General features: G+C 41.8%; 24 protein-coding genes and 1 pseudogene. 13 read left to right on the top strand and 12 right to left on the bottom strand.

Annotated features, from left to right (window positions below; all coding sequences use genetic code 11):
• Window positions 1-346 precede the first annotated feature (346 nt).
• Window positions 347-1,210, top strand: a complete 864-nt coding sequence (locus HNR44_RS16570; protein ID WP_184405500.1) for an AraC family transcriptional regulator — start codon at window positions 347-349, stop codon at window positions 1,208-1,210.
• An 814-nt stretch (window positions 1,211-2,024) separates the two neighbouring features.
• Window positions 2,025-3,743 (top strand): ABC transporter ATP-binding protein, encoded by a 1,719-nt coding sequence (locus tag HNR44_RS16565; protein WP_184405499.1) that lies wholly within the window; start codon window positions 2,025-2,027, stop codon window positions 3,741-3,743.
• Between the two features lie 40 nt (window positions 3,744-3,783).
• Here the strand turns inward: HNR44_RS16565 and HNR44_RS16560 are convergent, their stop codons facing one another.
• The 3 genes from HNR44_RS16560 to HNR44_RS16550 form a co-directional block, all read right to left on the bottom strand.
• Entirely contained in the window at window positions 3,784-4,122 is a 339-nt protein-coding gene (locus HNR44_RS16560) for an ABC transporter substrate-binding protein (RefSeq protein WP_184405497.1), read from the bottom strand.
• 159 nt (window positions 4,123-4,281) lie between these two features.
• Window positions 4,282-5,964 carry a ribulokinase gene (locus HNR44_RS16555; protein ID WP_184405495.1) on the bottom strand — a complete coding sequence of 561 codons (1,683 nt, stop codon included), beginning with the start codon at window positions 5,962-5,964 and terminating at the stop codon, window positions 4,282-4,284.
• A gap of 74 nt (window positions 5,965-6,038) precedes the next feature.
• Entirely contained in the window at window positions 6,039-6,839 is an 801-nt protein-coding gene (locus HNR44_RS16550; RefSeq protein ID WP_184405493.1) for a DeoR/GlpR family DNA-binding transcription regulator, read from the bottom strand.
• A 234-nt stretch (window positions 6,840-7,073) separates the two neighbouring features.
• Between HNR44_RS16550 and HNR44_RS16545 the strand changes: the two genes are divergently transcribed.
• The 9 genes from HNR44_RS16545 (at window position 7,074) to HNR44_RS16505 (ending at window position 16,693) form a co-directional block, all read left to right on the top strand.
• Window positions 7,074-7,829 (top strand): SDR family NAD(P)-dependent oxidoreductase, encoded by a 756-nt coding sequence (locus tag HNR44_RS16545; RefSeq protein ID WP_246407600.1) that lies wholly within the window; start codon window positions 7,074-7,076, stop codon window positions 7,827-7,829.
• An 18-nt stretch (window positions 7,830-7,847) separates the two neighbouring features.
• Window positions 7,848-8,957: an MDR/zinc-dependent alcohol dehydrogenase-like family protein gene (locus HNR44_RS16540; protein ID WP_184405490.1), complete on the top strand. Its 1,110-nt coding sequence runs from the start codon at window positions 7,848-7,850 to the stop codon at window positions 8,955-8,957.
• A 67-nt stretch (window positions 8,958-9,024) separates the two neighbouring features.
• The gene (locus tag HNR44_RS16535; protein ID WP_184405488.1) at window positions 9,025-10,323 is read left to right on the top strand and encodes an MFS transporter; all 1,299 of its coding nucleotides are present in this window, start codon (window positions 9,025-9,027) and stop codon (window positions 10,321-10,323) included.
• An 89-nt stretch (window positions 10,324-10,412) separates the two neighbouring features.
• On the top strand, window positions 10,413-10,868 hold the full coding sequence (gene rpiB / locus HNR44_RS16530) for a ribose 5-phosphate isomerase B (protein ID WP_184405486.1): 456 nt from the start codon (window positions 10,413-10,415) through the stop codon (window positions 10,866-10,868).
• Between the two features lie 12 nt (window positions 10,869-10,880).
• On the top strand, window positions 10,881-11,885 hold the full coding sequence (locus tag HNR44_RS16525; RefSeq protein ID WP_184405483.1) for a dihydroxyacetone kinase subunit DhaK: 1,005 nt from the start codon (window positions 10,881-10,883) through the stop codon (window positions 11,883-11,885).
• 19 nt (window positions 11,886-11,904) lie between these two features.
• Entirely contained in the window at window positions 11,905-12,537 is a 633-nt protein-coding gene (dhaL, locus tag HNR44_RS16520; RefSeq protein WP_184405481.1) for a dihydroxyacetone kinase subunit DhaL, read from the top strand.
• Window positions 12,538-12,552: 15 nt separating this feature from the next.
• A complete protein-coding gene (gene glpX, locus HNR44_RS16515; protein WP_343069564.1) occupies window positions 12,553-13,491 on the top strand; it encodes a class II fructose-bisphosphatase in 939 nt (312 codons plus the stop codon).
• Window positions 13,492-13,797: 306 nt separating this feature from the next.
• Window positions 13,798-15,792 carry a transketolase gene (tkt, locus tag HNR44_RS16510; protein ID WP_184405565.1) on the top strand — a complete coding sequence of 665 codons (1,995 nt, stop codon included), beginning with the start codon at window positions 13,798-13,800 and terminating at the stop codon, window positions 15,790-15,792.
• A 13-nt stretch (window positions 15,793-15,805) separates the two neighbouring features.
• Window positions 15,806-16,693, top strand: a complete 888-nt coding sequence (locus HNR44_RS16505) for a fructose bisphosphate aldolase (protein WP_184405479.1) — start codon at window positions 15,806-15,808, stop codon at window positions 16,691-16,693.
• Between the two features lie 281 nt (window positions 16,694-16,974).
• On the opposite strand, the gene HNR44_RS16500 is transcribed toward HNR44_RS16505, so the two are convergent.
• On the bottom strand, window positions 16,975-17,232 hold the full coding sequence (locus tag HNR44_RS16500; RefSeq protein ID WP_184405477.1) for a transposase: 258 nt from the start codon (window positions 17,230-17,232) through the stop codon (window positions 16,975-16,977).
• Between the two features lie 220 nt (window positions 17,233-17,452).
• On the opposite strand from HNR44_RS16500, the pseudogene HNR44_RS17765 reads away from it, so the two are divergent.
• Window positions 17,453-17,674, top strand: a pseudogene (locus HNR44_RS17765) (iron chelate uptake ABC transporter family permease subunit); the annotation flags it as partial.
• Between the two features lie 175 nt (window positions 17,675-17,849).
• Here HNR44_RS17765 and HNR44_RS16490 read toward each other — a convergent pair.
• The 6 genes from HNR44_RS16490 to HNR44_RS18135 form a co-directional block, all read right to left on the bottom strand.
• The gene (locus HNR44_RS16490; RefSeq protein WP_184405473.1) at window positions 17,850-18,590 is read right to left on the bottom strand and encodes an ABC transporter permease; all 741 of its coding nucleotides are present in this window, start codon (window positions 18,588-18,590) and stop codon (window positions 17,850-17,852) included.
• A 14-nt stretch (window positions 18,591-18,604) separates the two neighbouring features.
• Window positions 18,605-19,492, bottom strand: coding sequence for an ABC transporter ATP-binding protein (locus HNR44_RS16485; RefSeq protein ID WP_184405471.1), 888 nt, complete (start codon window positions 19,490-19,492; stop codon window positions 18,605-18,607).
• Window positions 19,493-19,620: 128 nt separating this feature from the next.
• On the bottom strand, window positions 19,621-20,025 hold the full coding sequence (locus tag HNR44_RS16480; protein ID WP_184405469.1) for a DUF3021 domain-containing protein: 405 nt from the start codon (window positions 20,023-20,025) through the stop codon (window positions 19,621-19,623).
• On the bottom strand, window positions 20,015-20,479 hold the full coding sequence (locus HNR44_RS16475; RefSeq protein WP_184405467.1) for a LytTR family transcriptional regulator DNA-binding domain-containing protein: 465 nt from the start codon (window positions 20,477-20,479) through the stop codon (window positions 20,015-20,017). Before HNR44_RS16475 ends, HNR44_RS16480 begins: the two co-directional genes overlap by 11 nt.
• 256 nt (window positions 20,480-20,735) lie before the next feature.
• Window positions 20,736-20,957: a hypothetical protein gene (locus HNR44_RS17960; RefSeq protein ID WP_184405466.1), complete on the bottom strand. Its 222-nt coding sequence runs from the start codon at window positions 20,955-20,957 to the stop codon at window positions 20,736-20,738.
• Between the two features lie 263 nt (window positions 20,958-21,220).
• Window positions 21,221-21,349 carry an AraC family transcriptional regulator gene (locus HNR44_RS18135; protein ID WP_425489464.1) on the bottom strand — a complete coding sequence of 43 codons (129 nt, stop codon included), beginning with the start codon at window positions 21,347-21,349 and terminating at the stop codon, window positions 21,221-21,223.
• 310 nt (window positions 21,350-21,659) lie between these two features.
• On the opposite strand from HNR44_RS18135, the gene HNR44_RS16460 reads away from it, so the two are divergent.
• Window positions 21,660-22,616, top strand: a complete 957-nt coding sequence (locus tag HNR44_RS16460) for an arsenic resistance protein (RefSeq protein WP_184405464.1) — start codon at window positions 21,660-21,662, stop codon at window positions 22,614-22,616.
• Window positions 22,617-22,938: 322 nt separating this feature from the next.
• Here HNR44_RS16460 and glmS read toward each other — a convergent pair whose 3' ends face one another.
• Both glmS and glmM read right to left on the bottom strand, forming a co-directional pair.
• Complete coding sequence (gene glmS / locus HNR44_RS16455; RefSeq protein WP_184405462.1) at window positions 22,939-24,750, bottom strand: glutamine--fructose-6-phosphate transaminase (isomerizing); 1,812 nt, start codon at window positions 24,748-24,750, stop codon at window positions 22,939-22,941.
• Window positions 24,751-25,132: 382 nt separating this feature from the next.
• Window positions 25,133-26,488 (bottom strand): phosphoglucosamine mutase, encoded by a 1,356-nt coding sequence (glmM, locus tag HNR44_RS16450; RefSeq protein WP_184405459.1) that lies wholly within the window; start codon window positions 26,486-26,488, stop codon window positions 25,133-25,135.
• Between the last annotated feature and the right edge of the window lie 20 nt (window positions 26,489-26,508).

Below are 26,508 nucleotides of genomic sequence, written 5' to 3'. Positions count from 1 at the left end.
GAATAACCTCCCTTCGCTCTTAAGAATAACAAGATAAACATTCAATAATCCGATAAAATCTGTTCAGATTTGTAGGGTGTGTATATAAAGACGAAACAAACTTATCATGAACAATTTTTCTTGCTTCATTAATATGGACCAGTTGTTAAGGGAATAGCAAATGTTTCACGCCTCCAACGATAGCCATCCTGCTAAAATTGCTCTTTTAATTCTTCTTATTCATAAAACCAAGTTTTGATAGTTTATATAAGGTTTTGGTTTAACAATTCGATATTTATTATGTTAATAATGTCGAGTATTATTAACGTAACTTTGCTATTATGACGACGTGAAAAGGAGGGATATATTGTTAAAAGGATTAAACCTAGTGATTGACTATATTGAAGATCACTTAACTGTTGAACTATCTCTTGAAGAAATTTCTAAATATGCCGGGGTTTCCGACTTTCACTTTAGAAAGATATTTTTTTATCTTTCAGGGCTGACGATAAGTGAATATATAAAAAACAGAAAATTGTCGGAAGCAAATAAGGATTTATTGCACGGAGAAAAAGTAACAGATGTTGCTTTTAAATATGGTTATCAGTCTGTGGACGGCTTTTCTAGAGCATTTAAAAATTGGAGTGGTTTTTTACCCTCAGATGTAATAAAAAAGGGGGTAAGCAAATCGTTTCCCAAACTTTCATTCAAAATAACTGTTAAAGGAGGAAATAATATGGAATATAGAATTGAGAAAAAGCCAGCGTTTCATTTAGTCGGTGTAAGTAAACGTGTTCCTATGCAGTTTGAAGGTATTAATAACGAGATTGTAAAGCTTTCAGAAAGCATAACGGACAAACAAAAGGAAGAAATGCATTCTCTTCAAAATATAAAGCCTTATGAAATTGTTAATGCCTCTTATGATGCTGACGCTAATTTCATAAAAGAAGAAGGAGATTTAACTCACTTGATCGGTGTATTAACCACTAAAAATGAAGTAAGTGATCTACTAGAGAAAGTGCCAGTTGAAGCCTATACTTGGGCAATATTTCCAAATGAAGGGCCATTTCCTTCTACGTTACAAGAAACAATGGCAAAAACATATTCTGAATGGCTTCCTTCTTCCGATTATGAATTAATCAATGCCCCTGCTTTTTCTTTTACTAAAATGGATGAACAGAAAAAAGATTACGCTTATAGTGAAGTTTGGATTCCTGTTCGGAAAAAATAAAAAAACAGAAACCATTGTATTCGGTGCAATGTTATATTTTACTGTTGCTCTTTGAAAGTGATGACGGAGAATAACGTAAGAAAACGATGTAAAGACACAGAACCGATAAGCAACGCTGATAAGTCGGCGTTGCTTTTAAATTATTGCCTTCGTTTCCAGCTCCAATTTTCAAGATTTTAAAATAGCACACGAACCGAGTTGAATTTCTCTTCCCCTGGCTCCCGGAACTTGCTTAGTAAGATGAGCAAACTTTTCTGCATCAGAGGTGTCTATTTCAGCTCATTTTGGAGGTTCTTCACCCCGAAATCGAGCTCGTTGTTTCCATTTATCAGCTAAACTACACCGGTGAAGCAAATAATCTTGGAGGGGTTCAGAGCCAAAGGGATATCCCTTGTTTCCATTCATCAATCGATGGATGCAAATGTCATTCTTCCCACTCATCACTGGAGTTACATTATCTGAAGAGTTTTTTCGAGATCACCCCCGTAACTGTGCTGATAACATGATTGAGTAAAGAAGAAACTCCACCGATAAGACAGATTATCGGCGGAGTTTTTTGTGGTGGTTCTTGATGCAAGAAATCAGAATTCTTATGTAACTGGTAAAAATGTGGTGAACGGCACGATCGTGATGTAAAGGACAAGGGAAGAAAAACATAATTGATATTGATAATCGTTTTCAATATAATTGGTAGGAAAGTAAAGACAGGTGGGAGGGATGCGAGTAGCATTCAAAAGCTGGACAACACAACATCAAAATAGATAACTTCTCGAGATCGGAATTCTAAACATGCTAATTATGGGAGTGATTGACAATGATTAAAAAGTTTGCTCGCTATTATTCTCCGTATAAACGGTTGTTTGCTTTGACGCTTCTATGCGGTATGCTAGTAGCCGCATTAGAGCTTTTATTCCCTTTGGCTGTCAATCGTGTGATTGATGATTTGTTGCCAAGTGGGAATTGGGAACTTATTTTTGCTGGCGGCATCGGTTTGTTTGTTCTTTACTTATTCAATGGTGGCTTCCATTATGTAGTGACCTATTGGGGGCACAAGCTTGGGATTAGCATTGAAACCGATATGCGTACCCAACTCTATAAGCATTTACAAGAACAGCCCATTCAATATTTTGATGATACGAAAACGGGACATCTCATTTCAAGACTAACCAATGATTTAATGGATATTGGGGAAGTAGCTCACCACGGACCGGAGGAATTGGTCATCGCCTTAATGACACTGACAGGAGCTTTTGGGATCATGTTTACCATTAGTTGGGAATTAACTGGGATGGTCTTTGGGCTGGTTATGTTAATTATTGCGCTAACCTATTATTTTGGAAAGAAAATGTCTAACGCGATGTCACACATGTTTGGCAGTATTGCTGACTTTAATGCACGCGTCGAAAATAATATCACTGGCATTCGTGTGATTAAAGCGTTTGCCAATGAAGCATTCGAAAAAGAACGTTTTGTCAAAAATAATAACCATTTCAAGCAAACGAAGTTAAAGTCATACAAAATTATGGCTTCGCACATTGCCAGCAGTCAAATTCTCATGAAAATTCTATTGCTTTTTGTGTTGGTGGCCGGAGCATGGTTTGTGATCAATGGTGAGGTAACGTACGGCGAATTCATGGCTTTTGTCTTACTTACGAATGTCATGATGCGACCGATCCAACAACTAAATGCCGTCATAGAAATGTACCCCAAAGGGATTGCAGGATTTCGCCGGTTTCTACATTTGTTAGAGATGGAATCATCACAAAAAGAAAAACCTGACGCCATTGATGTTCATAAAGTGAAGGGAAACGTTACTTATAAGAATGTATCATTTTCCTATGGCGAGGGAAACCATGTCCTTCATGAGGTCAACTTCTCCATCGATTCCGGCGAAACTGTCGCCTTGATTGGCCCTTCAGGTGCTGGAAAAACGACCATTGCCAGCTTACTTCCCCGTTTTTATGATGTCAACACAGGGATGATTACCATCGATGGTATTGATATTCGCGAGATGACGATAAGCTCACTCCGTGAAAATATCGGATTTGTACAGCAAGATGTCTTCCTTTTCGATGGAACGATCAGGGAAAATATTGCATACGGCACGTTAGATGCGAGTGAGGAAGAGATTTGGGAAGCAGCAAGACGCTCACACATGGCTGATTTCATTGAGAATTTGCCAGAAGTGATGGATACGTTGATCGGAGAGCGAGGTGTAAAGTTATCCGGTGGCCAAAAACAACGCCTTTCGATTGCACGAACGTTTCTCAAAAACCCACCTATTTTGGTTCTGGATGAAGCCACCTCTGCTTTAGATACTGAAACAGAAGCAGAGATCCAAAAAGCATTGAAGGAGCTTTCACATGGACGGACAACATTGATAATCGCCCATCGCCTCGCTACCATTCAGGACGCCGATCGCATTTTTGTCGTTACGAAAAAAGGCATTGAAGAACAAGGGAACCACCAAGAACTTATCCGCTCCGGTGGTTCATATTCCCGAATGCACCAAGCCCAGTTCCATACGCTCTAAGAAAAAACACTCTCTGGACCATACAGAGAGTGTTGAAAAATTATTCTTCTTCAACGATATTTAAATAGACTTCTTGGATAGTCTGCCGATTGGCTTGATAGCCATTATATAACCAACTGCTGTCCTCCGAGATCTCGATCACTTGATCTTTCTCCACTGCAGGGATGTTTGACCATACACTCTCTGAAGTCAAATCATCTGCGCTGGAATCATCGCTGTTTATGAGAAAAATATAGTCGGCATCAATCTCTGCTAAAGCTTCTAATGACAGTGGGTTCCAATGAGCATCTACGTCATCTGGTAATTTTTCAATCACGTTTGCTGGATTTAGATCTAAATCCTCAAAAAGCACTGAGTAATGAAGGTTATCAGCTGTCATCACCATATGAGGAAATAGAAGGAGAAGATCACTCCCTCATTGTCCTCACTCATTTTTAGCCACACCAGTGGTCTTGATGATTGGACATGACGATCTAAAGAAGTAACACCACGGAGTATACATTAACATTCAAAGGCGCTTATAATGGTAACCGGAAAGTTATTGTTTATCTAAATTTATTTCTGTGTGCTTACTGTTATTTAGAGTATTCATTACGTTCCTTTGTTCACTCCCGAAATAGTCATGAAGTTTAAGGTAAACGGAGTAAAGATAATTGTAGCGCTCAACATTTCGTTGGTTTGGGGATATTACTTCTTCTTTTATCTTTGACATGTTAGATGCAGCTTGAAAAATTGTGTCATACCCACCTGCAGACTTTCCAGCTGCTGTGGCTGCATACATGGATGTACCAAGAGCGGTTATTTCATTCGAATTGGCTATTGTTATTTCACAGTTTAGGATATCAGCATAAATTTGTAACAATAGTTTATTTCTCTTTGGAATTCCACCACATGCAAAAACTTCCTTAACAGGAATATTTGAATCTTTAAATGTTTCAATAATTTTTCGTGTGCCAAAAGCTGTTGATTCTAATAATGCTCGATAGATTTCCTCCGGTGTTGTGGTAAGCGTTAATCCAACAATCACACCAGAAAGATCTGAATCAACAAGAATAGACCTATTCCCGTTCCACCAATCCAGGGCTACTAAACCAGATTTTCCTGGTACAAGTTCCATAGCTTTTTCTTCTAAATATGAATGAACAGATATACCCTGTTTCTTTGCTTCTTCTTCTATGTCCGATGGTATTGCGTTATCGACAAACCAAGAAAACAAATCACCCACAGCAACCTGCCCTGTTTCATAGGAAATGTAACCTGGTATGATACCATCCTCAGCTATTCCACATACCCCTTGGACAAACTTATCTTCTTCAGAAACCAACATGTGGCAAGTAGAAGTTCCAATAGCCATGGTAAATTGACCAGGGTGAACTGCTCCTACAGCTGGAACGGCAGCATGAGCATCAATCACATTAACCGCAATCGCTGTTCCTGGGTTTAATCCAAGCATCATGGCCATTTGTTTATTTAGTCCACCCGCTTTTCCGCCGATTGTTCTTACTTCCCCTCGTAATTTTGTTTCAAGAATATCCTTCATTTCAGGATGCAATTCTGAAAAAAATGCATAACTTGGGTATCCTTCTCTTTTATCCCAAAGAGCTTTATAGCTGGAGGTATTACTGGAACGTATTAAACTTCCTGTTAAATGATATACAAGCCAATCGCCTGCTTCCATAAATAAATTGGTATGATGAAAAACTTCCGGATCTTCTTTGACTACTTGAAGAATCTTCGGAATCATCCACTCTGAAGAAATATTCCCTCCATACCTCTTAATAAATTTTTCTCCGCGTTCATGGGCTAGATTAGTAACCTCATCCGCCTCTTTTTTTGCAGCATGATGTTTCCATAGTTTCACCCAACTATGTGGATGTGTTTCGAATGCAGCATGGAGACAAAGTGGATCACCTTTTTCATCAAGGGGTAAAATGGTAGATGATGTAAAATCAATTCCAATCCCAATAACGTCATTCGGTTGGATATTCCCTGCTTTGAAAACGTTCCTTACTACATCCTTAAACCCGTCAATATAATCATTTGGATGCTGTAAAGCCCAGTCGGATGGCAAGGGGACGCCATTAGGCAATTCCTTAGAAAGAACACCATGACTATACATATGTGTAGCTGTAGCGATCTCATCCCCATTAGCTACATCCACCAGTAAAGCTCTACATGATTCTGTACCAAAATCGACACCAATAACATATGATTTTTGCAAAATTGATCACCTCATTGATGTTAGTAACATAAGACATTAAATATTTCGCAGATATTAAATACATATATTGGAATTTAATTTATCGAAATCTCCGTTAATATATCATCTACTTCCACATCATTTTCCTGCAACAACATTTTTATGTCTGCATATAACGTTCCATCTGTAATGACGGCAGTTAAATCTTGTATTGATGCAAATGAAGCAATAGAGTGTTTGCCGATTTTTGTGTGGTCGATTAACGCAATGACTTTTGTTGATTTGGCAACCATGCGTTTTTTTAATTCAACCTCGTAGATGTTAAAATCAGTAAGTCCGGTTCCTGTTGTGAATCCGCTTGCAGATGTGAACATCATGTCGATATTTATTTGTTCAAGTATGTGTGATCCTAATAGGCCCTCGAGTGAACTCGATTCATGACGGACAACACCGCCTAACAAAACCACTGTCAGGTTTGGATTGTCGCTTAATTCCATTGCTGTATAAATGCCGCTTGTGACGACTGTTAAACGTAGGTCACTACTTTTTAACAATTTGGCAAGTTCTAGGCATGTTGAACTTGCATCAAGACATATACAAAGACCGTCAGTATCGATCCAATTCATCGCTTGATTAGCAATCTTGGTTTTCTCGTCTCGATTCTTTTGCTCCCTTGTTGAGAACTTCACATCTTCAAAATGTTCTTGCTCAGGTAGTAAGGCACCTCCATGGGTTCTTCGTAGTAACCCGTTTGCTTCCATTTCTTTTAAATCCGAGCGTAATGTGACTTTAGAAACTGATATATCTTCTGCTAATTGATTCACGGTTACTCGATGATTTTTATTTAAAAACTCCATGATTTTACGTCGTCTTTCCGTTACGAATAATTTGCTCATGTTAGCCACCTTGTTTCAATTGTTTTCTCCTCATCATAAACGAAATGCTGTTAATATACAAAGCTTTCGTTTTTTTTACGAAAAATAGAAACAATGTATGATATCCATTTTTTGAGCAATGCAATTTATTGATATCAATAATAAACGTAAATAAAAGAAAAAAAGTTTGACAATACGAAAACATATGATATGATTTTAACAATAAATGAAACCGTTTACCTAAGGGGGATTCATTTGAAAATACCAGAAATGTTTGATTTAACTGGTCGGACAGCTGTCATTACTGGAGGGAGCCGCGGTTTAGGGAAGAGCATGGCAACATCTTTGACGGAAGCTGGTGCTAATGTTGTTATAGGTGATCTGGATTTAAAGGAAGCCGAGAAGATTGCAAGTGTATTGAAAGGTTCTGCAAGGAAAGTGGATGTCACCGATGAAACATCGGTCTATACATTCATGAAACATGTAACTGAAGAACATGGTGGCATTGATATTCTCGTCAATAATGCAGGAATTGTTCAGAAAAAATCAACAGTAGATATGACACTTGAAGAGTGGCAAAAAACGATGGATGTAAACGTCAATGGCGTCTTTCTATGTTCCAAGTATGCAGCAAAGCAGATGATAAACCAAAATAAAGGATGCATCATTAATATCGCCTCGATGTCGAGCTTTATTGCAAATACTGAACCGCAAAGCGCATACAACGCATCAAAAGGTGCGGTGCATACGATGACCAAATGTTTTGCGCTTGAATGGGCAGAGGACAATATTCGTGTTAACGCGATTGCACCAGGTTATATGAAAACCCAAATGACAGAACCGATCTTTCAACCTAGGGGGGAGCTTGCACATGTTTTAGATTATGTACCCATGAAAAGATTAGGCGAGGCGAAAGAATTAGGCGGACTTGTCGTATTTCTAGCATCTGATGCCTCAAGTTTTGTGACTGGATCTACGTATGTCATCGATGGAGGTTATACAATTTGGTAAATAGGGGAGAGGTTATACATGGAAAAAACAATGGGTCAAGCAAAGAAAGAAGAAGTCAATTATCCAAATAAAATGAAGGCAGTTGTCGCATATGCCCCCAAAGATTATCGTTACGAGGAAGTGAACACACCGAAAATTGAAAACCAAAAAGAGATAATCGTAAAAGTTGAGGCATGCGGAATTTGTGCTGGAGATATAAAAGCGTTTGAAGGGGCGCCAAGCTTTTGGGGTGACGAAATACAACCGTCGTACATTAAAGCGCCAGTGATTCCGGGTCATGAATTCGTTGGAAGAATCATACAAAAGGGGGATGCTGTGACGGATTTTGAAATTGGTGATCGCATCATTTCTGAACAGATAGTACCGTGTTGGGAATGTCGTTTTTGCAATCGAGGCCAATACTGGATGTGCGAAAAGCATGATCTATACGGATTTCAAAATAATGTAAACGGCGCCATGGCACCCTATATGAAATTTACAAAAGAAGCAATTAACTATAAAGTTCCTGAAAATCTTCCGATTGAAAAAGCGATACTCATCGAGCCATATGCGTGTAGCCTTCATGCGGTGCAAAGGGCAAGCATTGTGTACGGAGATACAGTCGTTCTTTCCGGCGCTGGTACACTTGGATTAGGGATGATTGGAGCTATTAAGAAAATGGGAGCGAAGAAACTCATTGTTCTTGATCTTCAAGAAACACGTTTAAATCTTGCCAAGGAATTCGGAGCAGACATTATTATGAACCCAAACGAAGTAGATGTTGAAAAAGAAATTAAGGCGTTAACTGATGGCTATGGAACTGATGTGTACATCGAGGCATCGGGACATCCGAAATCTGTCGAACAAGGGTTAAACAGCATCCGAAAGCTCGGACGTTTTGTGGAATTCAGTGTGTTCAAAGATCCAGTTACAGTTGACTGGAGTATTATTAGTGACCGTAAAGAACTTGATATTTTAGGTTCTCACTTGGGGCCTTACTGCTATGATCTAGTAATTGAAGCCATCCAGAAGGGAGATATGCCAACAGATAAGGTGGTCACTCATCGTTTCCCGCTAGAGCAATTCGAAGAAGGGTTTGCGCTCATGGCAAAGGGTAAAGATTCTTTAAAGATAATTTTAGAACCATAATTTAAAATAATAAAAGCCAGAGGTAGAAAATTTCCTCTGGCTGAATTTAAAAATGAGGGGTATGAAAATGAATAGTTTAGCTCATAATGAGAATTTTTTAGATCGAATAGGGCTTACATCGAAGATCTTTTGGGGTTTTGTGGCAGTAATGATTTTTATGATGGGTGATGGTCTTGAGATTGGTTGGCTAAGTCCTTACCTTATAGAACAAGGTTTGACGATGCAGCAATCATCGTATTTATTCTCAGCCTATGGGATAATCATTGCGCTTTCCTCTTGGTTGTCCGGGGTTGCAATTGAAGCATTTGGTGCAAAGAAAACGATGTTTATGGGGGTTATCCTATACTTAATTGGAACTGTAGTTTTTGTTGGTTTTGGCGTTGCAGAAATGAATTATACAGTTATGATTATTGGTTATGGAATCCGTGGTTTTGGTTATCCTCTCTTTGCCTTTGGTTTCCTTGTTTGGATTGCGTACCGTACATCAACGAAACGGCTCGGAAAAGCGGTTGGTTGGTTCTGGTTCGTTTTTACCGGTGGTATGAACGTTCTCGGAGCATACTATTCGATATGGGCAATTGAAGTACTTGGTTATGTTAATACACTTTGGACAGCAGCCCTCTGGGTGAGCATTGCCGCTTTTTTCGCTCTTGTGGTGAATAAGGATAAACTCGAAAGCAAAGCGAAACGTGAGAATATATCGACGGGTAACGTATTTTCTGAATTCATAAAAGGAATCGCAATTTTAAAAAAGGAACCAAAAGTTGGTATAGCCGGGGTCGTACGTGTTATAAATCAAACGGCACAATATGCGTTTCCAATATTTTTGCCTACGTATTTGGCGACACACGGAATTGAAACGAATGTCTGGCTTGGAATTTGGGGGAGTATTTTTATATCAAATATTGCATTTAACCTTATCTTTGGAGTTGTTGGTGACAAATTTGGGTGGAGAAATACGGTCATGTGGTTTGGCGGCGTTGGATGCGGATTCTTTACATTGTTATTATATTATACCCCACAATTTACGGATGGAAACGTTTATTTAACGGCAGCAGCAGGTCTTGCTTGGGGGGCGTGCCTCGCAGCATATGTACCATTATCTGCCCTTGTTCCGTCTCTGGTAAAAACAGACAAGGGTGCAGCTATGTCAATTTTAAATCTTGGTGCAGGTTTATGTGTGTTTGTAGGACCAATGGTTGTTGGGTTTACATATGGGTTTGCAGGAGCTGGTGGTGTAATGTGGATTCTTGCGATTTTGTATTTCACTGGAGCTTTTATGACGAAATTTATCACACTCCCAAATAATGCAAAAACACTGAATGATAAAAAAGATAGTGGAAGTGAAAAAGTAGCAAATGCATAAATCAAAAATAAACGAAAATAAAAATTGACATACGAAACTAAATGTGCCAAAATATTCTATAGAAATGATATTTAGGAGGAATGTTTACGATGAAGCTTGCAATTGGAAGCGATCATCATGGTTTTGTATTAAAAGAAGACATTAAAGCCTATATAAAGCAAATGGGTCATGAGGCTATAGATTATGGGTGTTACAGCTGTGATGAAACAGATTATCCAGATGTAGCATTTGATGTTTCGCAAGATATTATAAGAGAGAAAGTGGTAAGAGGAGTACTCATTTGTGGAACGGGAATCGGCGTAGCCATTGCGGCTGGCAAGGTTCCTGGCATACGTGCAGCGCTTTGTCATGATACGTATTCTGCAGAACGTGCTCAACTCAGTAATAATGCGCAAATATTAACGATGGGTTCAAAAGTAATCGGGGTTGAACTAGCAAAACAAGTTGTATACACTTATTTAAATAATGAATTTAAAGGAGGAGATTCTGCTCGTAAGATTAAAAAAATAATGGACAAAGAAAACGAGTTTTTACAAAAGATTTAGTGGGGGGGTATCATGAAGAAGTTAATAAATAATCCTGATCACGTTGTCGATGACATGATCAAAGGTTTTTTGAAAGCGCATTCTTCGTCTATTTCAAAAGTAGAAGCACACCACCGTGCAATTATTCGTAAGTATTCAAAAGAAAAGAAAAAGGTTAGCGTCATTATTGGTGGAGGATCAGGACATGAGCCTGCGTTCATGGGATACGTTGGTAAAGGCATGGCAGATGGTGTAGCGGTAGGTAATATTTTTGCATCACCTCCGCCAACGCCAATTGCAGAAGCTATTAAAGCAGTGGACACGAAAAAAGAAAGTATCCTTATTTACGGGAATTATCAAGGGGATATAATGAACTTCAGTATGGCTGCTGATCTTGTGGAAATGGAAGAAGATATTGAAGTAAAACAAATAATCGTTAAGGATGACGTGGCTTCCGCGCCGAAGGGAGAATCAGAGCAAAGACGTGGTATTTCTGGTGAATTCTTCGTCATAAAAGTAGCGGGGGCTGCATCGGAAATGGGCAAAGATATCGACGAAGTTTACCGTCTCACGGAGAAGGCAAATGAAAATGTGTGCTCGATGGGTGTTGGTCTAACGCCATGTTCACTCCCGCAAACTGGTGAACCTAGTTTTCAGCTTGAGGACGATGAAATGGAGATCGGTCTTGGACACCATGGTGAGCCCGGTGTTGAGAAAGGCAAACTACAATCATCGAGTAAAGTTGCAGAGCGAATTGTTCACGACATTCTTGCGGATATGTCGTTGGTTAAAGATGATGAAGTTACGGTTCTCGTTAATGGGTTAGGATCAACAACTAGAATGGAACTGTACATTTTTTTCGATGAAGTTGAAAAACTATTAAGTGAAAAAGGCATTCGGATATACCGTTCTTACGTAGGAGATTATAGTACGTCTCTAGAAATGGGTGGTTGTTCTTTGTCCTTGCTGAAAATGGATAGTGAGCTGAAACCAATGATTGACTATTTCGCTTACAGTCCGATGTACGAACAAAAATAAGTAAGGGGTTGAACACAATATGAATGCGAAGGAATGGAAGTCATTTTTAATTGGCCTCTCTGATATTATGAAAGAAAATAGAGACTATCTATGTGAATTGGACCGCTATTTAGGGGATGGGGATCACGGTGTGACCATGGCAGAAGGGTGGACTGCGGTGAAAGAACACCTTGAAGAAATGGAAGAAACTGATTGCGGAAAATTATCGATGAAAGCAGGCAAGATTTTCTTAGATACAGTAGGATCCTCCGTCGGTCCATTATACGCTTCAGGCTTTTTAAGTGGCGCCCGTTGTATTAAAGAAAAGGAAAAGCTACAAAATGAAGACCTAGTTGAATTTTGGGAGGCATTTATCGAAGGAGTCCAAGATCGAGGTCAAGCGGAAATTGGAGATAAAACGACCCTTGATACGTGGTTACCAATCTTAGGAGAGTTGAAAAAAAGTAAAGCACCCGAGACGAAACTGCTTAATGCAAATGAACTCGCTGAACAAGGAATGCAAGCAACGAAAGATATGGTTGCTGTCAAAGGACGTGCGAGCCGTCTTGGCGATCGTTCACTTGGGTATCAAGATCCTGGTGCCACATCTGCACATTTAATTTACTCATCATTTATTGTTCACTATAAAAACTCAAAGATCGTACAGCAGTGAAGGGAGCATTCTTTTGTGGAAAACATTGTGATGTCCTATCTCCCCGTAACACAAAATGCAGCTATTTCGGTTGAATCTTACATTGGTAATGAAGATAAGATACTTATTGATGGACAGGCTACCGAAGCGATGCGCACAACTCTTCAGCAGTTGGAAATGAAATCAACGGTGGTCATTGGTGAAGGAGAGATGGATGAAGCACCAATGCTTTACATTGGAGAAACACTCGGCAAGGTAGGCTATCCCGAATTTGATTTAGCTGTTGACCCTATTGATGGAACAACCCTCGCTGCTAATGGTCAAAACCAGGCAATATCAGTTCTTGCTGGGGGAACGAAGGGGAGTCTTCTACATGCCCCGGATATGTATATGGAAAAAATCGCAGTGGGTTCAAAGGCAGCCGGTCATATCGATCTTACTGATTCGCTTGAAGTGAATCTTAAAAGAGTGGCATTTGCACTTGAGAAGCCACTTACAGAACTTAACGTTTTGATTCAAGATCGTAAACGGCATGAGTCTATCGTAAAAACTGTGAGATCGATTGGTCCTAATGTTAAACAATTCACCGATGTGGATATCACGGCAATAGTGGCTACCTGTTTGGAGGATTATGATGCAGACATTTTCATCGGGATCGGTGGAGCACCAGAAGGAGTAATTGGTGCAGTTGCTGCAAGAACATTAGGTGGTGACTTTCAAGGTCGATTAAAGCCTAAATCAGACAACGAATATAACCGATGTATGCAAATGGGTATGAAAAACCCTGAAAAACACCTATTCCTTGAGGATATAATCAAAACGGATGATTGTTTCTTTATTGCCACGGGTGTCACCAATGGTGATTTACTTAAAGGGATACAAAGAAAAACAGACGGGACTGTTGAAACTGAAACGTTTATATCTCATGACTTCAGTAATCAGTTTTTAACTACAGTGCATGAAAGCAGAGGGTAAATCCCAGAGAAGGAAGATATCAGTAAGGGGGAGGGTAATCAAAAACATTAAAATTGTTGGGATCGATCTGAAAACATGGGTCAATACGTAATACATCAAAAAAAATTTTGTATGAGTGATCGGATGATCCTAGAAGCTATAAATAAGTAATGGCACATTGTATTATTTGATGACCAATACTCTTCAGTTTTATTGATTTAAACCAAAAACTTCCCATTTGAGTCTAAATTGATCAAGGTGCTGTGCTTTCCAGAAAGTAAGGCACTTTGATCTAAAAACAGAAGTCAGGCGGAAAGGGTGTCAGTATTGACTTCAAACATAGAACAAAGCGCCATTAATACCATACGGACATTGTCCATCGACAGCGTCAATCGAGCAAATGCCGGCCACCCGGGGCTGCCCATGGGGGCGTCACCGATGGCTTTTGCCCTATGGAGCAGACACTTTAAACATCATCCGGCAAAACCGGACTGGTGGGACCGGGACCGTTTTGTCTTATCCGCGGGCCACGGCTCCATGCTTTTGTACAGCTTGCTGCATGTAACCGGATACGACTTGAGCCTCGAGGAATTGAAAAACTTCCGGCATTTGGGAAGCAAAACGCCTGGCCACCCTGAATATGGCCATACGGCGGGCGTGGATGCAACGACCGGTCCGCTCGGGCAAGGTATTGCCATGTCGACAGGGATGGCAATGGCCGAAGCCCATCTGGCCGCCACGTACAACCGGGAAGGGTATGAATTATTCAACCACTATACGTATGTGATTTGCAGTGACGGGGATGTCATGGAAGGGGTGGCTTCGGAATCCGCCTCGCTCGCCGGCCACCAGCAATTGGGACGCTTGATTGTGCTTTACGATTCCAATGATATTTCCCTCGACGGCGATTTGAATCGAGCGTTCTCGGAGGATGTCTGCCAACGATATGAAGCGTATGGCTGGCACACGATCTTTATTGAAGACGGCAATGATGTGGAAGCCATTGACCGGGCGATTCAAGAAGCGAAAGAAGATCCCCGCCCCAGCTTTATTGAAGTAAAAACCGTCATCGGCTTCGGTTCACCGAACCGCGCCGGCACGAATGACGCGCATGGAAAGCCGTTGGGGGATGAAGAAGCCACGCTCGCCAAAGAAGCTTATGAATGGGACCACGAACCGTTCCATGTCCCCGACGACGTCCGTAGCTTTTTTGAACAGAAACAAGAGGAAGCCGCCGCTGTTTACCGCCAATGGGAAGAGACGTACGAGGCGTACAGCCAAGCGTTTCCAGAAAAAGCCAAGGAACTGGCGCGAGCGTTTGCCCGTGATTGGCGAACGGATGCGTTGAAGGAGCTGCCGAGGTACGAGGACGGAGAAGAAGGACTTGCCACCCGGAAAGCCTCGGGGGCAACGATTCAGGCGGTTTCGTCCCAAGTGGACGGGCTGTTCGGCGGTTCCGCCGACCTTGCTTCTTCCAATAATACGTTGATGAAAGCGTATGATGATTTTACAAAAGACAACCGCGAAGGCCGCAATGTCTGGTTTGGGGTAAGAGAGTTTGCCACCGCCGCGGCTTTGAACGGGATTGCGCTTCACGGAGGCTTGCATGCATACGGAGCAACCTTTCTCGTCTTTTCCGATTATATGCGGCCGGCGGTTCGCTTGTCGGCGTTAATGGGAGTTCCCGTTACCTATGTGTTCACCCATGACAGCATTGCGGTCGGCGAAGACGGACCGACCCACGAACCGATTGAGCAGCTGCCAGCGTTGCGCGCGATGCCGAACCTTTCCGTGGTCCGGCCGGCGGACGGGAACGAAACCGTTGCCGCTTGGCGGCTGTCGCTGGAAGCAAAGGATCACCCGACCGCCCTCGTGTTAACGCGGCAAGGGCTTCCAACGCTGACGGATCCGGACCATGCGTATGAAAACGTGAAAAAAGGCGCGTATATTTTGGCGGATGCCGACCAGCCGGCGGCCGCGATTGTCGCGACAGGGTCCGAAGTTTCGCTCGCGATGGCAGCCAGAAAACAACTATCCGAGCAGGGGATCGCGATTCGGGTCATCAGTATGCCAAGCCGGGATCGTTTTGAAAACCAACCGGAAGCTTACCGGCAATCGGTCATCGACCATGCCATTCCGACCGTCACGCTGGAAGCAGCGGCTACGTTCGGCTGGGAACGTTATGCCGGAGAGGGCGGCAAGACCATCGGCATCGATCAATTCGGTGCTTCGGCTCCCGGCAATGTGGTTATGGAAGCTTTCGGATTTCACGAAGATAATATCGTAAATGAAGTGAAAACCTTGACAGAACAGTTTTCATAAAGGAGTGTCAGTTATGCAACATCGTCATTTTGAACAAATGAAAAACGAAGATGGGTTTATTGCAGCACTTGACCAGAGTGGCGGAAGTACGCCGAAAGCCCTCGCCCTATATGGCATTTCGGACGATGCATTTGCCAACGACGATGAGATGTTTGACTTGGTGCACGAGATGCGCACACGAATTATCACCTCTCCTGCTTTTGATTCCAAGCACATCCTCGGCACCATCCTGTTTGAACAAACGATGGATCGCGAAATCGAAGGGATGTACACCGGCGATTATTTAGCGAAAAAAAAAGGCGTTGCCCCGTTCTTGAAAGTGGATAAAGGCCTCGCGGAAGAATCAAATGGCGTGCAATTGATGAAACCAATCAATGACCTCGGTGAAACGCTGAAGCGCGCAAATGAACGGAACATCTTTGGCACGAAGATGCGTTCCGTCATCAAAGAAGCCAACCCGGAAGGCATCAAAGCAGTCGTCGATCAGCAATTCGAGATTGGCAAGAAGATTATCGAAGCGGGTCTTGTTCCGATTATTGAACCGGAAGTGGATATTAACAGCCCGGAAAAAGAAAAATGCGAGGATCTGTTGAAGGCGGAAATTCAAAAACACCTCGACCAACTCGGCCAAGACGAACACGTGATGTTAAAACTGACGATCCCAACCGTCGTGAACACGCATAAAGAGCTGATTGACCATCCGAAGGTCGTTCGTGTGGTCGCGCTATCCGGCGGCTACCCGACAGACGAAGCAAACGAAAAACTGGCGGAAAACAAGGAGCTCATCGCCAGTTTCTCCCGCGCACTCACCCAAGATTTGAATGTCGACCAATCCGATGAAGCGTTTAATGACACACTGCAAAAAGCAGTGGACTCCATTTACCGAGCTTCTATCACGTGAGTCAATATAGAATAGAAGACAGGGGGTTTGGGTATAGATAGTGTTTTTAGGTGTATAGATGATGTGAATATGATGATCCATAGTGGATCCGATCGATGGCATTCTTAATCGCAATTTCCTACTGATCAGGCTGATAATCGGTGGTTGGATAATAAGCCGTCGATAGACTCAAGAGTTGACACTGGCGTTTAACAGAGACCTCTTTACTGTCAAAATCGATTAATGCTTTTTTCTCCTCCAATCCGAGACCTGCTTCTGTTTTTTGGGGGACCAGTTCATTTCTACCGTAAGCTGACCGATTTGATAATGAGCTCCTCCTTTTCAGCTTCATGATCCTGCTTTAACTTTTCGGTTTTGGCAGCCTTTTTATCAAAGACGGTAGGCATATTATCCAGGAATTCCGTCCGCCATCGACTGATCAACTGTTGACTCACCCCATATTTTTGGGATATCTCTTTGAGGGTGCTTGCTTCCCTTAAAATTTCCAATACAATCTTGGCTTTTTCTTCTGGGCTGTATGTTTTTCTTTTGTTACTCATAGCTATAGTTTATCTTATTTTTTCTCATTAGAAATTATATCGAAAACCAGACCAGCGAGAAGAGGAACGATATATTCAGGATTGATGATTGAGTTCCAGTCAAAATCAGTATGCTTGAGCTTAAGGTCTTTCAGCAGACTTCAGTCTGAAATGTGACTTTCAGTCGCAGACAATTTATGTCCAAATCCACCTGCTTTAGCAGGTGGGTCGTTTAAGGCAAGTACGTTTGCCACGAATTTTACTTGCTGCTCTCGTCGGTACGGCTTTGGCTGTTTCCGGTGCAACATTACAAGGCGTCATGCGTAATTCCCTCGCGGATGCCGGTATTATTGGGGTGACAGCTGGAGGGGGGCTTGCTGCAACCATTGCGATGGTTGCTTTTCCCCAATTGGGGTTTTTGCTCCCGCCTTTTGCGTTCATAGGAGCGTGCGTGACTTCACTTCGTCTTCAATCATTTCCCGTATTTGTCATGCAGACGCAAACACAAAATACCGCCCGAATGTTTCGAACGGTATTTATCCCGCTAATTGGCTCTTTTCCACAAAACCGGACGCTGTTCCTTGTTCCGCATAAACGTCCGCCCGTAACAAATGGTAGACCGTGCTAACGGATACAAGCTAACTTCTTGATTCGCGCAAAAACTTCCGGTAACCAACAAACGCCAAGGCAAAACCAACACCTGTGTAACCAAGTAAAATGAGTAGAGCTATCCCTACGTCTTCCCCATCCGGCTGTCCAGGAAGGGTTGATAGGAATGCTTGGTGAGCCCAATATTGAGGTGAAAACGTACCGATCGTTTGGATAGTTTCAGGTAACGTTTCAAACGGCATCCAAAGACCGCCAAGGATAGCCCCGGCAAAAGCAATGATTTGCGTTAGTGCAAGCCCTGTGTTTTCCGTTTTTGAAAACATTGCAATAGCTACACCCCAGGATGTCACCATCATCGCCACAAAACAGGCAACGAGTAGATAAAAAAAGGGTTGATCAATGCTCATATCATAAACAATGATACCCATGATCACTAATATCATGATTTGTCCGACAACGATGGCACCAAACGGTAGCCATTTCCCGATAAAGTAACCGCCCGGCGTTAGTGGTGTGCTGGCCATACGCGCCACAAACCCGTTTTCCCGATCTTTGACAAAGCTGATGACCATGGAAATGATGATAAAAACGGCAAAAAAGACACTAAACCCTGTAATAATTTGATTGGCAATCGCTGTCTGATCCGGTGCATCGTCAGCAAAAATAGCCATAAATCCAATAATAAATATGATCGGTAAAGCCAGGTTCCAAAACAATAACGATTTGTCCTGCAGTTGTTTTCTAGCTTCTAAATTTGCTACAGCCCACATATGATTCTGCCTCCTTATGCCGTGTCCCGCAAAGCAGTGCCAGTTAGTGTAAAAAATACATCTTCCAAACGAGGTTGCATCAATGATAACTGCGAAGGCATAATGTTTTGTTCTTCGCAACGCTGGGCTAATTTACCCAGAAGTTGCATAGGGTTCGATGAAGCGAAAAGCCACCCGCCATCTTTTTGCTGAATGACGTTCTCGAAATCTAGCCAGGCTTTCGGAATATCTCCTTTGATAAACACAGCAGGTTGTGCATAGCTAGTCAGTAAATCGTCGATGCTCCCTTGTTCCACAATTTTTCCGCCATCAATAAAGGCAACCTCATCGCAAAGCTCTTCAATTTCCTCCATATAATGGCTGGCATAAATAATTGTTTTCCCTTGTTGTTTTAATGAACGAATCATTTGAAAAATATGTAGACGAGATTGGGGATCGACGCCAACGGTCGGTTCATCCATAATCACAAGATCCGGTTCATGCATAAGCGCACATCCAATATTAAGCCGACGTTTCATCCCACCTGAAAATGTCTTCACTTTTGAGTTGGCACGATTGGTTAACCCAATATCATCAAGTACGGTTTTTACCTGACGAATAAGTTTCTCTCCTTTCAAACCCTGAATTTTTCCATAAAAATGGAGGTTCGTGGTAGCTGATAATGTTTCTTCTAAACAAACTTCCTGGGGAACATAGCCAAGAGAAGGTGGATTCGCATCAGATACGTGAATCGATCCCTCGTAATCTTTAACTACTCCTGCTAGAATTTTAATTAAAGATGACTTCCCTGCACCATTAGGACCGACGAACCCATAACACACGCCTGATGGGATTGATAAATCGATATTTTGCAATGCTCTAGTTTCTTTATAACGTTTGTTTACATTTTGAATGGTAATCATGTTCAATCCCTCTTTCTTATGATTCATTCCTTTGATTTCCCATTAAAATCAATTCTAGAGAGTTAAGATACTCACGATTAGCTGTTACGTCTGTATCTCACACTGACATAGATTTTTGGTTTTCGCCATCACCTTACCGAATTATTCATATCAGCCTCTATCTTTTTATAATAAGCATTGAAACCTAACCAGAAGAGCACATATATACCGACGAACATACAAAAAGAAATCACAATCGAGAGCGGAGTTAAGGGAACCCACCCTGCCATAAAAATGGCGATGAGAAACCAAAGCGTAACAGAAAGAAAAAAATGAACTATGACTTGTTTCAAAGGACTCCACTTCTCAATCTCAAAGATGAATGAGGCAACACCGAAATACACACCCAGGATCATGCTTCCCAGCATATGTACCCAAACTTCCGCAATGGGCACTTCAATGTTCTGAAGCATAAGGGCGGTCAAAGCAATAAATGTAATCAAACAGGCGAAACCAAGGCCGCCAAAACTTCTGTATACGATTTCACTTAGCATTTGAGTCGCCCCCTATCACCAATTTTTCCTTTAATGTTGCCACGTATGTTCTGGATACATACTCCTTGTTTCCTGATTCAAAATGGATACACAAATTGCCGTTAAACGCTAACTCAAAACGCTGAATATGCTGAATATTACCGATAACTGATTTAGAAAAGCGCGTGAAATGATGGGATTCAAGCAATTCTTCAACCTCATATAGTTTCATCTTCAGCTCAATGTTCTGCTTCGTGGTCGTGGCGGCAAACACTTTCCTTTTTTCCGCATATACAAAGTCAATGTCATGCGGGTCAAGCAAAATAGATTGGTCTTCAGTAACACCGACAATGCGCCCTTTTTTTGCGTTATTCAATTGTCTGACAAGCGCCTCCAACTCAGGAGACCACTCCCTAGCCTGAATGATGACCGTTGTTTCCTCATGTTTGTCATTAAGATCAATTTTCACATTCACTTGTTATACCCCGCTTCAGAGATAGTGTAAGTGATCAACAGTAACTTTGTGGCAAAGATAGCATAACCCGTTGCCAGAGGCGTTCAAGATCACATATTCAGTGTACAAAAAACAAAAAAAGGAAAAAAGTAGTCATCAGGTGCTCAAAAAGATAACCGTCCTGTGCCTTAAGACTCCCAACACCCTCTCTTTCTTTAACGTTAAAAAAAGACTGAATGGCAGCAAGCCTATTCCTGTGTTTATCAACTAAATTTATTTACCAAATACTCTGCATCCCATCCGACACCACAAATAAGGGCTGATCCCCGTGAATGCTGCCAAGGCAAACCAATATAATATCACTCATCAATTGGACTAACGCCTCGGTTATGTAGAGGTTTTCCGTTTTCATCATATGAATCATTACATAAGATGGAATAAAACTAGTTGCCCAGATGATTTGATTTACTCGAATAACTGTGTTCGTCCCAGCGTACAAAAGCAAAATTTCTCCAGCCAAAAAAAGATACTTTTTCCTAATACTCGCAAAGGGAGAAACTTAGGTTTATACGATATAGAAAGTATTACTTCTCTATTTGTTGATAATTCGACCGCAATCTGTGCTCCTGAATGTCCACCTCCTATGATGATTATATTACATCAATTTTTCATTAATTAGTTAGTCGTTTCTATTTGTGTATTTTAACTCAAATAATTAATTGCTAGACATACTTCAATTAGCACACGGCATTCGTGGTATAGTCAAATTATGGCTCTTGTTTTTTCATGAATCAAAAACCTCTTTCGAAATTCCTTGGGTGTCTGATTTTCTACCTCTTTGAATTTCGTTGAAAAGTAGGCGCTGTCACTGTAACCCACTTCTAGGCCAATCTCTGTGATGAATAAGATTGATTTTGAAGCAGTTGCTTCACTTTATGAATTCGAACATCATGTAAATCGTTAATGGGTGAGATTCCCATAACTTCTTTAAATGCACGTTGAATATAAAAGGCGTTTTTTTGCAAAACATCGCTTAAATCGTTCAATATAAATGTGTTTTATAATGTCTATCAATATAATCTCTTACTTTTCATTTCGAATTCGAAGTCAATATTATCAAAGCAATTGACATCCATATCAGTTATCCTGAATGCAATGAGTAACGCGTACGTACCTCTACTTTTCCAGAAGGGGCATGATCATGAATATTTTAGAGAAGTTTCAAACGGTCATCATTTTAATCGCAGTAGGAGCCGGACTTTTATTAGGGCAGTTCACCCTTTTTGAACAGAATGCAGAGTTCTTTATCATTCCGTTTTTATTACTCATGCTGTATGGATTATTTCTAGCGATCCCATTAAAAGATTTTAAAGATGCATTTAAAAATATAAGGTTTTTAAACACAAGTACTATTATCAATTTTGTTTGGACGCCATTACTAGCATGGGGTCTTGGTGCTATTTTCCTCGCCGACTATCCTGCATTATGGTTAGGATTTATCATGTTCATGGTAACACCATGTACAGACTGGTATTTAGTTTTTACAAAAATCGCTAAAGGTAACATGTCATTATCGACCTCTGTATTGCCCATCAATTTAATTCTGCAAATGTTATTGATACCGATGTATCTGTTTATCTTTGTAGGTACTATGGAATCTGTCTCCCTTTCCACCGTTACCAAAAGTGTTGTATTGGTTTTAGTCATACCATTTGCAATGGCTCAATTATCCCGTTATTTATTAAAGAACAAGAGAACATTTTTAAACGATAAACTGATTCCCTTTTTCTCTTCCGCCCAAATTCTATTTTTAGCATTAGCTATTACAGCAATGTTTGCTTCAGAGGGATCTTATTTAATCAACAATCTAGAGATCATTTTAATATTATTGATTCCAGTCTTGCTATTCTTTGCCATAAACTTTGTTGTGGCACAAACGGTTGGAAAAGCATTGAAGTTTTCTTATGAAGATACAGTGAGTCTAAGTTTAACCGTCATTGCACGTAATTCCCCTATTGCTTTGGCAATCGTAATAGCAGCCTTTCCAGATCAACCATTGATTGCATTGGTCTTAGTCATTGGACCACTCATTGAGTTACCTATATTGGCGATTGTATCTCAAATATTACTTTCATTAAGAGGGAATACAAGGAAATGAGGAAAAGAAATCAGAGAACTGCTTCCACTGTTTACCTTGTTGGAATCATTATTTATGAAGGGCGCCACCTATAAGGAAAGTGCCCTTTTCCTAATACCCATAATATGACAGGTTCTCAATCATGATAGAAGCGCTTAAAGACTAATGACCTTATCAAGCTATAGCGCAATCACACGGAGGCATTCACATTTTTCATCTGTACTTCGGCATAGTTTCTCCAGATGAAAAATATAGAAAAAAGCTGTTATTATGATTATCTCATAATAACAGCGTAAAGAACCTTTTTGTCACTCAACATTTAAATCCACTAAAACAATATCCCCTATTCCACCGTTACGCTTTTAGCCAAATTCCTTGGCTTATCAACGTCACATCCACGATGCAGTGCGGCATAATACGAAATCAATTGCAGAGGGACTACAGATACAAGTGGTGCCAAGTACGAATGTACCGGAGGGAGCACGACCTGATCTGTGTCGCGGTGCGATCCTTCCATGCTCACGACGCAAGGATTAGCTCCGCGGGCAACGACTTCTTGTAAGTTTCCACGAATGTTCAGGTTAACATTCTCTTGCGTAGCCAGTGCGATGACCGGCGTTCCTTCTTCAATTAAGGCAATGGTCCCGTGTTTTAATTCTCCGCCGGCAAAGCCTTCTGCCTGGATATACGAGATTTCCTTTAGTTTCAGGGCGCCTTCCTGGACAACGTGGTAGTCGAAGGAGCGTCCAATGAAAAAGGCATTACGTGATTCGAGTAAATAATCCCGGGCGATTTGTTCCATATTATCCTTCTGATCACAAAGCACTTCCATGGCGTTGGCAGCGATGCTAAGCTCATGGATCGCATCGAAGTCAGTATCGATTCCCCGAGCATGGGCACCGTCCATCGCGAGGATGGAGAGAACAGCCATTTGGGCAGTGTAGGCCTTTGTAGAGGCAACAGCAATTTCCGGTCCTGCATAGGTATGCAGCGTAAAGTCAGCTTCACGGGAAAGGGTTGAACCTGGTACGTTTGTGATCGTAAGCGCTGGGTGACCCGCTTCTTTCACGTTTACGAGCACCCCGCGACTATCTGCTGTTTCACCGCTTTGTGAAATAAAAATAAAGAGCGGGTTCTGGGACAGCAATGGCTGGTTGTATAAGAATTCGCTGGCAATATGAACTTCCACCGGTTTGCCCGCGGCTTTTTCCATTATTTCTTTGCCGACGAGTCCGGCATGATAACTCGTTCCGGCTGCGATAATATACAGGCGATCAGCACTATTTAGGGCGGAACGGATATCGTCTGAAAGCTTAATCTCATTATGATCATCTTGATACTTTTGAAGAATATTACGGATGACGAATGGTTGTTCATCAATTTCCTTGAGCATGTAGTGGGTGTACGTTCCTTTTTCAGTGTCACTTTCATCTAATTCTGCCGTGAATGGTTCTCGGGTGACTTCTGTACCTTCAAGGTCTTGAATTCGTACTCCATCGCGAGTGACTGTTACGATTTCTTTATCCATCAGCTCGACAAAAGTTTTCGTAATATGAAGCATCGCCATAGAGTCTGAAGCGACAACGTTTGCTTCATCATGAAGTCCTACGAGCAAAGGGCTTTTATTCTTCCCAACATAAATCCGGTCTTTCGCATTTGTATCAAGTAAAGCAAGGGCATAGGACCCCTTTAACAGCGATAATGTCTTGCGGAGGGCCGCTTCAACCTCATGACCTTCAGTGACAAAACGCTCGATCATTTGAATAATGACTTCAGTATCCGTCTCACTTACAAGCTCTACATCCGCTAAATATTCCGCTTTTAGCTCCTCATAATTCTCAATAACACCATTATGAACGAGCGTAAATCGTTTACTCGTACTCTGGTGAGGGTGAGCGTTCCGGGCGCTCGGCGCTCCGTGTGTGGCCCAACGGGTGTGACCGATACCGGTAGTTCCATCCAGATCGGCCGCATCAGCTTCTGCGCGCAATGTCGCGATGCGTCCTTTTTCCTTTACGATCTGTGTGTCGCCTTGATTCTCATCTGCAATCGCGAGCCCCGCCGAATCGTACCCGCGATATTCTAATTTCTCAAGACCTTTTAACAAAATATCTTTTACATTTTTTGTCCCAATATATCCTACAATTCCACACATAACCCGATTCCTCCGTTTCAGAGGGGGCAAGGCATGCTGCAAGTCGGGGCACCCTTGCCCCGCTCTTTATCATAATTTCGTCAATGCCATTGCTTTGTGCGAAGAGTCGCCTCCTCGTTTTGAGCTCAGGCTTGCGGTTGTGACATGTTCAACCGGGAGGTATCCGCCGATCTTCGATACACCTCCACCTCGTCAACTGTTTTTTGTACCGTCCAAAACAGTCCGGGCGCTTTTGGAATGGAGATCCCCATTCGAAATGTAAGCCTTACGATCCTCCCTTCATTTTCCATAATTAAACAACAAACTTAGAATACTATAATGCTTAAACCTTCGTCAATGAAAAATGAAATGAATGGTTTGCGCCGTGCTTTAACAGCGCAACCTATCCATCTTCAGCCATACCCATTTCTTCCCGAATCACAGTTTCAATTTCTTCCACATAATCTTGACAGAGCGTTTCGGTTTCCGCTTCAACCATGACACGTACGAGCGGTTCCGTCCCTGATGGCCTCACAAGCACACGACCGTTCCCTGCCATTTGCTTCTCTACTTTTGCAATAACTGCCTTTACGGCTTCATTTTCCTCTACCGCATTTTTGTTTACAACGCGAACATTTTCTAAGCGTTGGGGATACTTTTCAACATGGGATGCAAGTTCTGATAAACTCTTATCTTTTACTTTCATGATATTCACAAGTTGCAATGCTGTTAACAGTCCGTCGCCTGTTGTTACATAGTCAAGGAAAATCACGTGGCCCGACTGTTCTCCGCCTAGACTATATTTCCCCTGGCGCATTTCTTCCATTACGTATTTATCGCCAACCGCTGTTTTCTTCGTTACGATATCGATCTCTTTTAAGGCTTTATACAGGCCTAAATTGCTCATTACCGTCGTAACAAGTGTGTTGTGAGCTAGCAGGCCTTCTTCTTTCAAGTATCGTGCACAAATGTAGAGAATTTTGTCCCCGTCGATGATATTTCCTTTCTCATCAACCGCGATGAGCCGATCCGCATCTCCATCAAATGCTAACCCAACATCTGCTCCTTTTTCTTTCACAAGGTCCACAAGCTGATCCGGTTGTGTCGAGCCAACCCCATCGTTGATATTTGTACCGTCAGGATTATTGCCCACGGTGGAAATCTCAGCATCAAGATCTGCAAATAGCCGCGGTGCGACAGAAGAAGCAGCTCCATGAGCACAATCAAGAGCGATATTCAAATCTGTAAAGTCTTCTTCAACTGTTTGTTTCAAAAATTGAATGTACTTTTGAACACCTTCAAAATAATCGTTCACATTTCCAAGTTGAACACCGGTTGGACGAGGTAATTCTGCCCCTTGTTCAATTAATTGTTCAATTTCCTCTTCTTGCTCAGCCGACAATTTAAATCCATCCGCGCCAAAGAATTTGATGCCATTATCCTCTACAGGGTTGTGAGAAGCTGAGATCATAATGCCTGCATCGGCATTAATAGCCTTCGTAAGATATGCGACACCAGGGGTAGAGATTACGCCTAAGCGCATGACTTCTGCGCCTATTGAAAGAAGGCCTGCCACAAGTGCACCTTCTAACATTTCACCAGAGATACGGGTATCACGACCGATGACCACTTTGGGGTGCTCACGATTGTCCTTCGCTAACACGTAACCACCTGCGCGCCCGATCTTAAATGCAAATTCAGGTGTAAGTTCGGTATTCGCTACCCCTCTTACACCATCTGTGCCAAAATACTTTCCCATTTTATATCTCTCCTTCTGCT

The organism is Geomicrobium halophilum (assembly GCF_014207655.1).
GTDB lineage: Bacteria > Bacillota > Bacilli > Bacillales > Marinococcaceae > Geomicrobium > Geomicrobium halophilum.
This window is presented reverse-complemented; position numbering and strand designations above follow the sequence as displayed.